General features: G+C 64.5%; 13 protein-coding genes. 8 read left to right on the top strand and 5 right to left on the bottom strand.

The features are described 5' to 3' along the window. Positions 1-44: 44 nt before the first annotated feature. On the top strand, positions 45-278 hold the full coding sequence (locus STHERM_RS00825) for a glutaredoxin family protein (RefSeq protein WP_013312982.1): 234 nt from the start codon (positions 45-47) through the stop codon (positions 276-278). Next, on the top strand, positions 278-694 hold the full coding sequence (locus tag STHERM_RS00820) for an OsmC family protein (RefSeq protein WP_013312981.1): 417 nt from the start codon (positions 278-280) through the stop codon (positions 692-694). The genes STHERM_RS00825 and STHERM_RS00820 overlap by 1 nt, the downstream gene beginning before the upstream one ends. On the opposite strand, the gene STHERM_RS00815 is transcribed toward STHERM_RS00820, so the two are convergent. The 4 genes from STHERM_RS00815 to rsmI are packed head-to-tail and all read right to left on the bottom strand — an operon-like array spanning position 678 to position 3,651. Next, entirely contained in the window at positions 678-1,475 is a 798-nt protein-coding gene (locus STHERM_RS00815; protein ID WP_013312980.1) for a TrmH family RNA methyltransferase, read from the bottom strand. The two genes, STHERM_RS00820 and STHERM_RS00815, sit on opposite strands and share 17 nt — an antisense overlap. Positions 1,476-1,477: 2 nt before the next feature. Beyond that, positions 1,478-2,617, bottom strand: a complete 1,140-nt coding sequence (locus STHERM_RS00810; RefSeq protein ID WP_013312979.1) for an iron-containing alcohol dehydrogenase — start codon at positions 2,615-2,617, stop codon at positions 1,478-1,480. Positions 2,618-2,639: 22 nt separating this feature from the next. Next, entirely contained in the window at positions 2,640-2,924 is a 285-nt protein-coding gene (locus STHERM_RS00805; RefSeq protein ID WP_013312978.1) for a flagellar biosynthesis anti-sigma factor FlgM, read from the bottom strand. Positions 2,925-2,970: 46 nt separating this feature from the next. Next, positions 2,971-3,651, bottom strand: coding sequence for a 16S rRNA (cytidine(1402)-2'-O)-methyltransferase (gene rsmI, locus STHERM_RS00800; RefSeq protein ID WP_013312977.1), 681 nt, complete (start codon positions 3,649-3,651; stop codon positions 2,971-2,973). Positions 3,652-3,702: 51 nt separating this feature from the next. Between rsmI and STHERM_RS00795 the strand changes: the two genes are divergently transcribed. From STHERM_RS00795 to aspS, 3 genes are read left to right on the top strand one after another with little or no spacing between them, the layout of a single operon-like run. Continuing rightward, entirely contained in the window at positions 3,703-4,116 is a 414-nt protein-coding gene (locus tag STHERM_RS00795) for a hypothetical protein (RefSeq protein ID WP_013312976.1), read from the top strand. After that, positions 4,079-5,050 carry a cation diffusion facilitator family transporter gene (locus tag STHERM_RS00790; RefSeq protein WP_013312975.1) on the top strand — a complete coding sequence of 324 codons (972 nt, stop codon included), beginning with the start codon at positions 4,079-4,081 and terminating at the stop codon, positions 5,048-5,050. Before STHERM_RS00795 ends, STHERM_RS00790 begins: the two co-directional genes overlap by 38 nt. 46 nt (positions 5,051-5,096) lie before the next feature. Then, positions 5,097-6,890, top strand: coding sequence for an aspartate--tRNA ligase (gene aspS / locus STHERM_RS00785; protein WP_041623100.1), 1,794 nt, complete (start codon positions 5,097-5,099; stop codon positions 6,888-6,890). On the opposite strand, the gene STHERM_RS00780 is transcribed toward aspS, so the two are convergent. After that, the gene (locus STHERM_RS00780) at positions 6,887-7,597 is read right to left on the bottom strand and encodes an RNA methyltransferase (RefSeq protein WP_013312973.1); all 711 of its coding nucleotides are present in this window, start codon (positions 7,595-7,597) and stop codon (positions 6,887-6,889) included. The genes aspS and STHERM_RS00780 overlap by 4 nt on opposite strands. 102 nt (positions 7,598-7,699) lie before the next feature. Between STHERM_RS00780 and STHERM_RS00775 the strand changes: the two genes are divergently transcribed. The 3 genes from STHERM_RS00775 to STHERM_RS00765 all read left to right on the top strand — a co-directional run bounded on the left by STHERM_RS00775 (position 7,700) and on the right by STHERM_RS00765 (position 14,889). Beyond that, complete coding sequence (locus STHERM_RS00775) at positions 7,700-8,683, top strand: LysM peptidoglycan-binding domain-containing protein (protein ID WP_013312972.1); 984 nt, start codon at positions 7,700-7,702, stop codon at positions 8,681-8,683. Positions 8,684-8,897: 214 nt separating this feature from the next. Further along, positions 8,898-13,763: an Ig-like domain-containing protein gene (locus tag STHERM_RS00770; RefSeq protein ID WP_013312971.1), complete on the top strand. Its 4,866-nt coding sequence runs from the start codon at positions 8,898-8,900 to the stop codon at positions 13,761-13,763. A 127-nt stretch (positions 13,764-13,890) separates the two neighbouring features. Continuing rightward, positions 13,891-14,889: a hypothetical protein gene (locus STHERM_RS00765; protein WP_013312970.1), complete on the top strand. Its 999-nt coding sequence runs from the start codon at positions 13,891-13,893 to the stop codon at positions 14,887-14,889. Positions 14,890-14,903: the final 14 nt, after the last annotated feature.

Here is a 14,903-nt window from a genome sequence, read left to right as displayed (position 1 = left end):
CATCATCTTATATTAAGAAAATCTAATACAACATGGAGGAGACGATGAAGGTCGTGCTCTATACGACTCCCACGTGTGCCTACTGCAAGATGGCCAAGGACTACTTCCGGAAGAACAGGATCCCCTTCGTGGAGTACAACGTGGCCCAGGACATGCGCAGGGCCGAGGAGATGGTGCGCAAGTCGGGGCAGATGGGCGTGCCGGTCATCGACATCAACGGCAAGGTCATCGTGGGTTTCAACCTGCCCGAGATCGAACGTGCCTTGAGGAGCGCGTGATGGCGGCTAAGGTCACAGCCCGCCATACCGGGGATATGGCCTTCGACGTGGAGGTGGACGGTCACACCCTCACGGTGGACGCCCACCCGGAGTTCGGGGGAAAGGATGCGGGCCCCCGGCCCAAGAACCTCCTGCTCGCCGGGCTCGCGGGATGCACGGGGATGGACGTGGTCTCCATCCTCGGCAAGATGCGCATGCCGTACGACTCGTTCACCCTGCACATCGAGGCGGACCTCAGCGAGGAGCATCCCAAGGTCTTCACCCGGATCCACCTCGTGTACGCCTTCACCGGGGATGCGCTCGACAGGGAGAAGATCGAGAAGGCGGTGCGTCTCTCCCAGGAGAAGTACTGCGGGGTCTCGGCGATGCTGGGGAAGACGGCCCGGATCACCTACGAGATCAGGCTCGACGGGTGAGGGCCCTGCTCCAGTAGCAGAGGAGGATCCCTGCGGCCACGCTCACGTTGAGCGATCCCTTGGTCCCCACGAGGGGGATGCTCACCCTTCCCTGCGAGGACTCGGCGAGGGCGAGGAGTTCGGGGCTCACGCCGAGTTCTTCGTTTCCCACCACGACAATTCCCTCAGGAGGAAATGGATAGGTATCGATGGGGGTCCCTCCTGTCTCCAGGGCAAGGATGGGGAGACCGAGCCCGCCGAGTCGTTCGGCCGGGAGGCGCTCCCAGGGGAGCACGTGCTGGGTGCCGCGGGCGGTGCGCGCGGCACGGGGATGGTCGGGTGTCGGGGTGGCGGGCGAGAGGTAGATGCCAGAGGCGCCGAAGGCCTCGGCGCTCCGGAAGATGGCGCCCACGTTGTAGGGGGAACGCAGATCTTCGAGGTAGACCCAGATGGGGAGCGAGGTGCGGGGAGGGAGCGCTCCCCGGGGCTCGAGTGAGAGGTCCCAGTCGGCGGTCCAGGTGCCGAGGAGTTCGTCGAGGAGGATCTCGGCCCTGAGGAAGGGCCGGGCGAGAGCTTCGGGGTCGGTGGTCTGGGAGATGTAGGGGAGGAGCCCGGCGCAGGCTTCGCGGAGCGACGCTGGGGCCTCCTCGTCCCGTGCCACGAAGAAGAGGATGTCGCGTACCATGGGCCGCACGGTCTCCCATTCGGGGGGGGAGAGGGTGCGCCAGGCGCGCAGCAGGGTGCGGAGTTTCCGCAGCCGGGCCGAGGGGGTAAGACGCGCGAACTTGCGGGGAGTGATCATGGCTAGCAGGCGGCTTCGAGGAGATTGAGGAGGAAGGCCTGGTCGGGCGAGGAGGGGAAGGCGGCGAGCTGGCGGAGGGGGTGGTCGAGGTCCCAGGCGGTACGGGCGATCTCGGGGAGGGCGGCGCGGGGGAGTTCGAGGTCGGTGAGGCGGGTGGGAAGGCCTGCGCGGGCGAGGAGGCGGCGCACGAACGAGGCGGTCTCGGCGGCGGCGACTTCTGCCGCTACGCCGGTGATTCCGAGGGAGGCGGCGACTTCCTCGAGGACTTCGGGCGCGAGTTCGGCGAGCCGCGGGGCGGCGTGGACGAAGAGGAGGGCGGTGGTCCAGGAACCGGGGAGACCGCGGCACGAGAGGGCGAGGGAGAGGAGGGTGAGAGGGCCGTCGGGGGTGAAGCGACGGGCGAGGGCGGAGAGGAGGCCTGCCTGGAGGAGGGCGGGACGGAGGGGGGATGGGTCGGGCCGGAGCACGGTGGGTTCGGCGGTGCGGGAGAGGATGGCGAGGGTGTGGGAGGCGCAGGCAGCGGCAAGGCCGGGGGGCGAGACGAGGAGGGTCTCGGCGGCGTCGGCGAGGAGGGCGAGGAGGGTGGAGGCGGTGGCTCGGGGGGGGAGGGTGCGGGTGAGGACAGGGTCGGCGAGGAGGAGCGAGGGGACGTGGGGAAGGGGGACGAGGAGGTGGGGGTCGGGGGGGTCCTGGACGAGGAGGACGCGGGGGGCGAAGAGGTGGGGGATGCGGGGGGTGGTGGGGAGGGCGACGAGGGGGAGGGGGTGGAGGGGGACGGACCGGGGAAGGGACTGGAGGAGGTCGAGGTCGCCGCGGGTGGCGGAGAGGAGACGGGCGGTGCGGAGGGCGGTGGGCCCGCCGAGGGCGACCACCACCTGGGCGCGGGAAGCCGAGAGGATGCGGCCGATGCGCACCAGGTCGTGGAGAGAGGTCGTGTGCGAGATCTCGTGGAAGAGCACGGCCTCGACGCGGGAGGCCTTGAGCAGCTGGAGTACAGGGGTATGCAGGTCGTGCTCCACCGCCACGGGGTCGGCGAGCACAAAGGCACGGTCCCCCATCCCTGCGACGAGGGGTCCCAGCCGCGAGAGTGCATCCGTTCCTTCTACGATGGTGAAGGGAAATTCGAGTTCTCGATAGGCCACGGTATGCCCCGGGGAGGAGGGCCTAGAGGCCGAACATCTTGAGGACCCTGTCGGCCACCACCTCGATCACCTTGTCGTCGATATAGGAGGGGTCTTCGAGCTTCTTCCTGATCTCCTCGACGCGGTCCTGTCGAATGTCCGGAGCCTGCTTCACCAGTTCGATCGACTTGTGCAGTTCTGCGCGAAACTTCGCCTCTTCCGAGAGGGTGATGCTGTCGCCTTCCTGTTTCTTCACCACCTTTTCGGTCTTCTGGGTCTTGAGGTACCGACCGATGGGATCGACAGGTCCGGTTCGTTCGACTGTCATGGCTCCGTCCTTTCACTAGCAGTATCGTCACCCGCTCCCTTCAATTTTACCCCTTTTTGGTCCCACAGACAAGCACAGAAAACTCTCCTCGAACGGAATTTCCCTCCTTGAGCGAGGTTGCGACCTCTTCAGGGGTGCCGCTGAGTATCTCCTCGTGTATCTTGGTGAGCTCGCGTCCCACTACGATGGTCCTGTCGGGGGAGAGGACCGAGAGATCGTCGAGGAGCTTGAGGATGCGGTGGGGCGCCTCGTAGAGGAAGAAGGCCTCGCCCCGGTCCAGGAGCTCGGCGAGCCGGCGTCTCCTCCTCCCCTGTTTGGGCGAGAGAAAGCCCTCGAACGTGATGGTCTTCTCCTCTATGCCGCTCGCGCTCACGAGGGTGGTGAAGGCCGATGGACCGGGCACCGGAACCACCCTGAACCCCGCCTCCCTCACCTTCGCCACGAGAAAGGCGCCGGGATCGCTCAAGGCCGGTGTGCCCGCATCGGTCACGTAGGCCACGTCCTTGCCTTCCTCGAGGGCCGAGAGTATGGGGGGCACGCCTTCCTCCCGCTTGTGGCTGTGATAGCTTATGGTGCGGGTCGCGATGCCGTAGTGTGAGAGGAGGATGCGGGTCCGTCGGGTGTCCTCGCAGGCGATGAGCGACACCTCCTTGAGCACCCTGAGTGCCCTCAGGGTGATGTCCTCGAGGTTGCCTATGGGGGTCGCGACCACGAAGAGACTCGCCACGTATCCTCCCTCGTGTGGTAAAAATGCGCGGGTTCCAGTATAGTACACCTCGTGGACCCTGTCATCCTGATACTGGGGACGGTCACCGTGATCCTCATAGGCCTGCTCGCCGCCGGGATGGTGAAGGACGTGCTGAGCAGGGAACGGGCCCGGATCTCCGGGAGAGATTCCTCTGCCCTTCCCCGCTGTCCGGTCTGCAGGACGCCCCTCGCCCCGGGCGAGCGGGTCTCATCCCGCGTCTTCTCCAGAGGGAAACAGGCGAACCATCTGGGCATCGTGGAGAGCATGGCCCACATCCTTGGATGTCCCCACTGCTACCCCGCCCCCCGGGAGGTGAGACGGAGGTGCCCGGTGTGCGGGAAAGACCTGCTGGTCACGGACGTGCTCGTGGCCCGCATGTTCGAGAACACCAGAACAGGGAGGAAACATGTACGGATCCTCGGATGCTCAAGGTGCAGGGACTAGCGGAACGACCGGCCACGAGATGCGGACGATTCAGAGGGCAGGCTTCCTCTCCATCGTGGGAAACGTGGTCCTCTTCGGCATAAAACTCGCCGCAGGACTCACCAGCGGATCCATCGCCGTGGTGGCCGATGCCTGGCACACCCTCTCGGACAGCATCTCGTCGATCGTCCTGCTGGTGGGAGCCCGTACCGCCCGCAAACCCGCCGACGACGACCACCCTTTCGGCCATGGGCGGGCCGAACTCATAAGCACGGTGATGATCGGCACCATCCTGGGGATGATCGGCATCACCTTCGCCCTCGACGCCGTGGAACGCCTCTTCCACCATGAGGGGGCCCACTACACCGACTTCACCCTCTGGGTGGTGGGGTTCTCCATCCTCGCCAAAGAGGCCATGGCCCAGTACGCCTTTGCGGTGGCCCGGAAGACCGGCTACTCTTCGGTAAAGGCCGACGGCTGGCACCACAGGAGCGACGCCCTCTCCTCGCTCCTCCTCCTCGTGGGTATCCTCGCAGGCGGCAGGTTCTGGTGGATGGACAGCGCCCTCGCCCTGGGCGTGAGCGTGTTTCTGGGCTACACCTCGTACAGCATCCTGAAGGAGGCCTTCTCTCCCCTTCTCGGTGAGGCTCCCCCTGAGGAGCTGGAGACCCGGATACAGGATGTGGTGCGGCGAACCCAGCCAGAAGGCCCTGATATCCACCACCTCCACGTCCACCACTACGGGCGGCACACCGAGGTCACCTTCCACGTGGTCCTCGATGGGGAGACCTCGCTGAGGAAGGCCCACGAGATCGTCTCGGTCATCGAGCAGGATCTGAGGAGGGAGCTGGGGCTCGAGGCTACCATCCACGTGGAACCCTTCGAGACATGGAAGGATCGCCAGCTCCGTCGGCGATCGAGGAGTAATGAGCCCCCCGCGGATCCGGGTGCATGAGAGCTCTTCCTTGCCTTTGCCCTCTCACTGTGTTAGAGTTGCACCCATGGCACACGAGACCCCTTTTTCGGCGTGGAAACGCACCACCACCTGCGGAGCACTGCGGGCAACAGACGCAGGGAAGGAGGTGATCCTCAACGGCTGGGTCCACAGAAAGCGTGACCACGGGGGGATCCACTTCATCAACCTGAGGGACAGGTACGGGATCACCCAGGTGGTGGTCGACGAGGAGAGCCCCGAGGAGGTGCGCAGGCTCGTCGAAGCACTCAAGTACGAGTACTGTATCGCGGTGAAGGGCGTGGTACGACTGCGGCCCGAAACCATGCGCAACCCCCAGATGCCCACAGGGGACATCGAGGTGCTCGCCACAGGGATCCGCCCGCTCTCGGCCTCGGAGATCCTCCCCTTTCCCATAGACGACGCCATCGATGCCCGGGAGGAGCTCAGGCTCCAGTACCGGTACCTCGACCTGAGGCGGCCCCGCATGCAGCGCAACCTCACCCTCCGGCACCTGGTGGCCTGGCACGCGCGGGAGTACCTCGTGGGAAAGGGGTTCTACGAGATCGAGACCCCGACCTTCATCCGATCCACGCCGGAAGGGGCGCGGGACTTCCTGGTGCCTGCGAGGCTCCATCCCGGCAGGTTCTACGCCCTTCCCCAGTCGCCGCAGCTCTTCAAGCAGCTCCTCATGGTGGCGGGGTTCGACAAGTACTTTCAGATCGCCCGATGCTACCGCGACGAGGACGCAAGGGGAGACCGCCAGCCCGAGTTCACCCAGATCGATATGGAGATGAGCTTCGTGACCCAGGACGACGTCCTCGCCGAGACCGAGGGGCTCATGGCCCACATCTTCCAGAAGGCCCTGGGCGTAGACCTCTCCCTCCCCTTCCCCCGCCTCACCTATGAGGAGGCCCTCGACCGTTACGGCACCGACAAGCCCGATCTCCGCTACGGGCTGGAGCTCAAGGACTTCACCCCTCACGTGGACAAGGGTTCGTTCCAGGCCTTCCGTAACGTGGTGGCTCAGGGCGGCGTAGTGAAGGCCCTCGTCGTAGAGGGAGGAGCCTCGTTCTCGCGCAAGGAGATAGAAGCCCTCGAGGAGGTGGCGAAGACGTATCGGGCTGCAGGTCTCGCCTGGATGAAGGTGACCGAAGGGGGGCTCGAAGGAGGCGTCGGCAAGTTCTACCAGGGAACCGCTCCTGCGCTCATCACGTCCCTCGGCGCCCGTCCGGGTGATCTCATCCTGCTCGTAGGGGATGCCTGGAAGACGGCGTGTACCGCACTTGGCGCGGTGAGGACGGCCGTGGCCCGCACGCGCGGGCTCATCCCGGAGGGAGCCTTCTCCTTCTGCTGGGTGGTGGACTTTCCCATGTTCGAGTGGAACGAAGAGGAACAGAAGTGGGATCCGGCCCACCACATGTTCACCATGCCCAGAGAGGAACACCTGCCGCTCCTCGAGGAGGACCCCGGTGCGGTCAAGGCGGCGGCCTACGACCTCGTGTGCAATGGATATGAGCTCGCCTCAGGGTCCATCAGGATACACGATCCAGAGCTCCAGAGGCGCATCTTCAAGGTGGTGGGATTCAGCGAAGAGGAAGCCGCCTCCCGGTTCGGGTTCCTCACCACGGCCTTCAAGTACGGCCCGCCCCCTCACGGAGGCATCGCCCCCGGGCTCGACAGGCTCGTGATGATCATGGCGGGGGAGGAGACCATACGAGAGGTCATCGCCTTTCCCAAGACCGCCGCAGGACTCTCCCCGCTCGACGGATCACCCGCCGAGGTCGACCCTGCACAGCTCGAGGAACTCCACCTGCGGGTGGTACTCCCCGAAGAGGACTAGTCCTTCCCGTGGAGGTCGAGCCTGGCCGCCACGTGCGAGAAGAAGCGGGAGACCCTCACGGCGGTCTCCCTGTCCCTCACCATGCGGGCGATCACCTTCCTCACCGCGAAGGCCACCTTTTCCTCGGGGATGTTCCGGTAGTAGCCCAGTTTTTCGAGCACCTCCCTGGCCCTGACAACCGCCTCGTCGAGATAGGGCCGCAGATCCTCCTCCCGCCTGGGCGCGAGCGAGAGGAAACTCGCCCGCATGAGCTCGTAGAGCACCACCATCACCGCCTGGGCGAGATTGAGCGAAGGACACGCCCCCGACGAGGGAATGGTGAGGATGAGGTCGCACGCCTGCACTTCTTCTGAGGTGAGGCCTGTCCGTTCCCTTCCGAAGACGAGCGCCACGTCCCTCCCCGTGAACTCCGCGAGAAAGGCGGGGAACTCCGGGAGGTAGAGATCGGGCATCCGGTACTGGCCGTGCCGGCGGGTGACCGCCACCCTGAGATCCACACCATCCAGGGCTTCCGCCAGGGTCTCACACACCCTCGCCCCTTCCAGGATGGATTCGGCGTGCACCGCATAGCGCCGGGCCGGTGGAGAGAGGTGGTCACACGCAGGCCGCACCAGGACGAGTCTTTCGTGTCCCATGTTCGCCATGGCACGGGCCACCATCCCCACGTTCTCCGCTCCTTCAGGCTCAACCAGTATCACGCGGACCATGGCCCTATCTCACCACAAGATCGTACGCCGTGCAAGGGACCCCTTGTTTTTATACCTTGGAGTGACGATAATTAACATAGACAGTCAGTAGAGAGGATCCCCATGGCACGACCCCGTATCGCCATAAGGCTCGCCGACAACAGCCTCTTTCCCGTCCTGGAAGAGGGGACCCCTTCGCGGAAGCGCGTGGTGCTTGAGCCTGCCCACACCCATCAACGAGCGGTCCACATAGACCTCTATCGCACCCTCGACGAGGAAGGAGGGGAATACCTCGGGACCCTCACCGTCGACCTCCCCGACTACAACGGCGAGAAGCCCGAGGTGGAACTCGTCCTGGAGATGGACGAACACGAGCACCTCTCCGCCACCGCCCGGGAGAGGACCTCGGGGGAGACTCGGCACCTCGAGCTCACCATGGAGGAGCCCTCTCCCGACACAGACTTCTCCATGCTCACCCGAATGCACGAAGAAGGGGAATACGAGGAGGAGGCATCCCTCCCGGAACGTTCCTACGACGAGGACTTCGGCACCCCGTTCGATGAGGAGGCTTCCCTCTCATACGAGGAGGGCGAGGAAGAGGAAGGGTTTTCGTTCGAAGAAGAGCGACGTGCCTCCTCCAGCCTCATGAGCGAGGAGGAACAGAACCTGCTGCAGTCGGGATTCGAGCGGGAGGAAGAAGAACGGTCGGCCGCCCTTCCCGTCGAGAGAAGGCCCTCCATGTGGGTCCCCTTCATCCTCGGCTTCATCCTGGGCGTGCTCGTAGGGGGAGTACTCTCCTACCTGTTCCTCCCCCGTGTCCTCGGAGAGGTGCCGGCTCCCCAGGTCTCCACCGCACCCCGGCCCACCCCCGCCGTAACTTCGACCCCCGCCCCCACCCAGGCACCCGAGGCAGCACGACCTGCACCCTCCGAGTTCACCATCATCTACACCCCCACGTGGGGGGATACCCTCTGGGACCTTGCCGACTCGTTCTACAACAACCCATGGCTCTATCCCATCATCGCCGAGGAGAACCGCATCGCCAATCCGGACCTCATCTATGCGGGAAGGCCCCTCAGGATCCCGCACATCAGGCCGCAGGAGTAAAACCTATGCATTTCGCATAGAACTCCTCCTTGGGGAGAAGAGCCTCTCCTCCCTCCCCTGATGGAAGGGTGTATTCTCCTGTATGAATGCGAGATACCTTCCCCAACATGTCTGAACACAGATGAAGCGCGATGCGCTTTTGGTATGTTATTTGCATTGAAAGATGTGCGTCACAAGGGCATGCGACAACTATACCCAGTAAGGAGGGCCTTATATGAAGCTCCGCAGCCTCACGATGTTCTTCCTCTTTCTCCTCATCTCCACCTGGCTGTATGCCGGTGGTACCACTGAGTGGCAGGAAGCAGAGGGGGAAGAGGACTGGAAAAAAGAGTTCAACATCCAGGACGAAAAACCCGGTACCCACAACGTGATCATAAAGGCCATCGATTTTGCAGGAAACGAGTCCATCGCCGGACCGTTCAACATCAAGGTGGATCCTGCCTCCGATCTCCCGGTCGTCCGTATCGTCTCCCCACAGGAGCACGAGGTGGTGCGTAATGCCTTCAACATCGTGGGCGTGGCGGTCGACGACGACGGCGTGGCACGGGTCCTCGTGAAGCTCGACGACGGCTCCTACCAGACGGCCGAGGGAACCGAGTACTGGCGGGTCGCAGTACCCGCCTCCCGACTCACCGAGGGAACCCACACCATCTCGGTGAAGGCGGTCGACGTGAACGGCACCGAGGGACCGGAGATCACCTCCACCTTCGCACTCGACACCACCCCACCAGTGATCGAGGTGACCTCTCATCAGAGCGGGGTCCTTGTGTCGGGAAAGATCGTGCTCGAGGGGGTGGTGAGGGATGAAAATGGCGTAAGAGGCCTCAGCGTGACCATACCCACCTATACCACGGTAAACAAAAAGGGAGAGGAGGAACAGATCCCGGAGAAGACCCTTACCCTTGGTGTTAAGTACGACAAGGGTGAAGGAGTCTATCGATTCTCCCTCCCCGTCGATACTAGATCCTTCCCCGACGGTCCCTATGTGTGGTGGTTCACCGCCACCGACGGCACCGGCACAGAGGTCCGCAGCCCCTTCCTCCTCTTTGTGGACAACGAACCTGCGGCCCTCAACGTGCTCAGCCCTGAAGACGAGGCCGTAGTCTTCGGGAAGGTGGGCATCACCGGCACGGTGAGGGATGCCATAGGGGTGAAACGGCTCTGGTACACCTTCAAGGGCGAAGAGCACGACCTTGAGCTCATACCAGGCAATCCGTACTGGCACCTCACCTTCGACACCTCGCAGGAAAAGGACGGAACCCTCGAACTCACCGTGCACGCCGAGGATGCGAGCGGCAATCGCTCCTCCCAGAAGATCAGGCTCAAAAACGACAGAAAGGCCTTCCAACCTCAGGTAGAACTCCTCTTCCCCGCCCTGGAAGAGGGAGAACCGGTGCTCACCCCGGATGAGGTGCTCGTGGGCCGTATCGTGGGACCCAACCCGCCTGAGAAGGTAAAGGTGCTCGGCATGGGAGACGATCCCAAACAGGGAGTGGAGATCCCCGCCTCCATGGGGTTCTACGTGCCCCTCGAGGGACTTCCTCCGGGCCGACACACCCTCACCCTCATAGGGGTGGACGTCTATGGCCTGGAGAGCCCTCCGGTGAAGGTCTCGTTCCAGATCGCCCCCACCGCGCCGGTCCTCACGGTCGAGGAGCTGGTCTATACCGACACCGGGGAATCCCTCACGTGGAAGAACGGCCTCACCTACGAAGCCTCGCGCAAGGCCGTGCTCCGGGGAAGGATTGTGAGCCAGGAGAAGCCCTCTTCCGGTGTGCTCTACGTGGGAGGGGAGGACCTCTGGGCACTCATGCCTCTCGATCCCGAGAACCTCCCGCAGTTCCCGAACACGGTGAGAAAGACGAGTCTCAAGATCAGTCCTGCCGAAGAAGGCGGCTATGTCTTCGAGGCCTCCCTCGATCCCAAGGCAGGCCACGGGGCCCTCGCCGCGGTCTTTGCGCTCACCATGCGCGACGGGAAGAGGTATCTCTTTCCCCAGGTGATCTCCTACCAGGCACCTCCGCCGAAGAAGGAAGGCGAGACCCTCCCCCCGCCCACCAAGCCCGATGAGGTGTTCCTCCTCGACCACCGCCTCTCCAACGGGACCATGATCTGGACGGATCGCACCCCACTCATAGGCTTCTTCTCCGGGGAAGGGGTGCGAGAGGTGGTCCTCGAAGGGGCCGGCGACCTTCTCACCGTGAGACACGAGGGCAACCACCTCATCATCACGCCCCAGAAGGCGGGGAAGGCCTCGGGGGTGCAGGTGGTGGTGACCTCGACCGACGGCCGCACCTACCGCTCATCTCGCTTCACCGCCGAGATCGATCTCGAGGCCCCTGTGCTCACGCTTCAGACCCCCTCAGATGGCGCGTACCTCAACACGTCGCTCACCATCGAGGGGGAGGTGCAGGACGACGCCGGCCTCCCAGGGCTCGCCTACAGGCTCGACGGCGCCCCCTGGGTGAGCATATCCGTCTCAGAGCTCCGCTTCTCCACCACGATGGCCGTGTCCCAGCTCACCCCCGGCCCACACCTCCTGGAACTCAAGGCAGAGGACGGCGCAGGCCATGTGAGGTATCAACGCATCCATCTCTTCTACGATGCCACCCCGCCTACCCTCGCCTTCACCACCCCAGAGGTGGGGAAGACGGTGAACGGCACCATCCTGGTGGCAGGATCCATCGCCTCCGAGGCCCCGGTGATCCGTTTCGGCTACCTGCTGGAACAGGGCCCTCCTGAACCCTCTGGCTCACCAGGGGAGTCCGAGGAAGCAGCCGCCAGTACCCCGGAACCCTCCTTCACCCCCCTCTCTCCGGAAGACGGGATCTTCTCGTTCACGGTCGATTTCTCCCGCCTCGCCGAGGAGGGGAAGACCATGAAGCTGATTGCGGAAGATGCGGCAGGCAACACCTCCGAGACCCTCCTCTCACCCTCCGTGGACCTTTCGCTCGACAAACCCCGCGTGGAGATCCAGACACCGCCCGACGACTTCGTGGTCACCAAGGACGTGACGATTGCGGGCATGGCCTTCGACGACGACGGCATCTCCAAGATCGTGTGGAAGCTCGACGACGGCACCTGGCAGGAGGTGCCTGCGCAGCACACCTTCTCCTTCACCATTCCCCTCTCCTCCCTCTCCGACAATGAACACACCGTGGAGATCTACGCCGTGGATCTCTTCGGGCTGCAGGGGGAGATCGCCTCGAAGACCCTCAGGGTGAGTCTCAGCGAGCCGGAGGGGGCCATGGTCTCACCCACGGTCGAGGAGACCGTAAAGGGAACGGTGATCCTCAAGGGAACGGCGAGCGATGCGAACGGAATCGACTCGGTACGGGTCTCCTTCGACAACGGAAACTCCTTCCACTTCGCGCACCTCACCATAGACGGCACGGAGTGGACCTATCCGCTCGATACCACCATCCTCACGGACGGTACATACGCGGTGCAGTTCGTGGTGCGCGACGGCTACGGGATAGAGGCCTCCTACTCCGCGCTGGTGAACGTGGACAATACGCCTCCCGAGATCACCCTCACCACCCCGGAAGAAGGGGTCACCGTCTCAGGAGAGGTCCGGCTCTCAGGCCGCGTCTCCGACAACATACAGCTCACCTCCTTCAAGGGGATCCTCGAGCCCATCAACAACCAGCTGGACCCGGTGGAGGTGACGCTCCCGCTCGAGAGGGTGCTCACCACCCGCATACCGTTGGGTGAGCTCTCGCCCGGATGGTACAACCTGAGGCTCGAGGCCCGGGATGGGGCAGGCAACGTGGCCCTCGTGGACAGGAACCTGTTCGTGGTGGCACGGACCGAGGGCGCCTCGGTCCGCATCCTCTTCCCCTCCGAGGGTGAGGTGGTCCACGGCCCCGTGGTGGTCGAAGGTGTGGCGACGGCTCCCTCGCCGGTGGAGAAGGTGCAGATCTTCCTCGAGGACGGATTCCTCACCTCGGCCGACGTGAACCCCCGCGGATACTTCAGGGCAGTGCTCGATCCCGGCAAGCTCCCCGACGGCGAGGTCACCCTGAAGGCCGTGCTCTCCCACGATGGGGCACGGGTGGAGAGCGAGCCGCGGAGCTTCATCTACCAGAAGATAGGACCCTACCTCACCCTCGAGAGCCACATGATAGGCGATATGCTCGCCAACAGGCCCTGGATCAGGGGGACCGCCGCCTACCTCACCACGCTCGATCCCGAAGATCCGGACTACAGGAAAAAGATACGGGAGTTCGAAGTGGTGCGCATACAGGTGAGTCTCGACAACGGGCGGACCTTCCAAGAGATCCCGGCGAGATCGCAGTGGAAGTACCGGGTGGAGACGGGCTTCCTCCCCAATGGTCCGCTCCCTGTCCTGGTGCAGGCCTCCTTCCGAAACGGCGAGACTGCTGTCCTGCGCACCCTCTTCGTGGTGGATAAGATCCCGCCCGAGGTGAAGGTGATAGCCCCGCTCGAGGGTGACAGGGTCAACGAGAAGCTCGTGGCGTTTGGTGTCGCGGACGACAACTTCGGGCTCGAGGACGTGCAGATAAGCCTCAGAGCCGGTGATAAGGCCGGGTACGAGATACCCGAGTTCATCCAGGGTATGTACCTCGATGCACACTTCCTCGGCATGACCTACTGGAAGGCGGGCCTCGGCCTCACCTTCTTCGACAACAATGTGAAGCTCCAGGTGAGCTATGGGCTTGGCCCGCGGACCACCGCCGACGGCAAGCCTGCGCGCCTCTCGGGTCAGTTCATAAGCGGCAAGCTCCTCGCGAGCCTCCTCTACGTGCCGTTCGAGTCGTTCCTGGGGCCCGACTGGGACTGGCTCTCGTTGAAGCTCGCCCTTGGCGCGGACTTCAGCTATATCCTCCTCTACGATCCCATCGAGGTGGAGGAGGCCCAGGAGACCAGGACGATCTCCTCCGTGGTCTTGAGCGCCATCCTCGCCCAGCTGGAGTTCCCGATCGTGGAGGTGAAGCGCTTCCCGGCCTTCCACACCTACAGCCTCTACGTGGAGCCGGAGCTCTGGTTCATCCCCTCGGACGTGGATCCGAAGATCGTGCCCAAGCTCACCTTCGGGACGCATGTGGTGATGTTCTAGAGCGGCGCGCCGAAGGATGCGACAGGCGGGCTCCCCCGGGAGCTCGCCTTTTTCGTACGGAGAGACTACAATAGGAAGAAAGATCCTCGGACGAGGCATACAGGAAGAGAAGTCATAAGGAGGATCCATGAACAAGCGGGGTTCGCGGAGGAGAAAGGGTCCACGGGGTAAGGATTCTCACACGAGAAGAGGAGTACCGTGGTGGCTGGGGGTGGCGGGAGGGCTGGTCGTGGTGCTGGTGGTCCTGGGGATGTGGTGGTACGGGGGCTACTATGCCCCACGGTGGTACGTGACCCCGGAGACCGAGGAGCTGTGGCAAGGCTTCCTCGAGGAAGAGGAGGGGGCGCCGTGGAGGAGGGTGGAGCGGTTCCCGGGAAGCTACGAGGCGTGCAGGGCGCCGGGGATCCTCATCGCATGGGAGATCCCGGAGGGAGAGGCGCACGGATTCGACCTCGAGGGGACAAGCCGCCTGTTCCCCGAAGGGTGGGGGCGTCTGCTGGGGGAGGGGAAAGTGCCGGAGGGGAGCGTGCCGCTGGTGGTGGATGTGTGGATGGTCTTCAGGCGGGTGCGGCAGGAGCGGCTGACGCGCGGGGAGCTTGCCTCTGGCCGGGGCCGGGTGCTGGTGGCGGGGGGGACGCCGCGGGGGCGGTGGGGGGCAGGGGTGCAGGCGGCGCGGTTCGGCGTGGGGGCGGAGGAGGGGGTGAGGGTGTGGCTGGATGAGGGGGTGTGGGCGAGGGGGTCGGAGACGGCGGTGTGGGAGGATGTGTGGGCGCGGTTCTTCGAAGGGGAGGGGCTGTGGGTGTACGGGCCGCTCTCGGAGGCGGTGAGGCTGGGGCCGGGGAAGGTGGGGCTGCTGGAGGCCGACCGGTTCCCCGATCCGTCAGAGGCGGCGGAGTACGACCTGCCGGTGAGGGTGCTGTGCGCGGTGCCGGTGGGGGTGAGGAACAGGAGGGCGGTGGAGGCGGGGCTCGCATGGGTGCGGGAGGGGCGGGTGCAGGAGGGGCTCGCGCGGCGGACGGGGCTCGTGCCGGCTCTTAGGGGGGCGGAGGCGCCCAACCCGCTCGCGTGGCGAGCGAAGGCGGCCTGGGATGCGGCCACCCGGCTGGTGGTGGAGGGACTACACTAGGGCTGCCCCCATCC

Origin of the sequence: Spirochaeta thermophila DSM 6192 (assembly GCF_000147075.1) — a bacterium.
Lineage (GTDB): Bacteria > Spirochaetota > Spirochaetia > Winmispirales > Winmispiraceae > Winmispira > Winmispira thermophila_A.
Note: the sequence above shows the minus strand (reverse complement) of the source record. Positions and strands in the feature narration are given on the sequence as shown.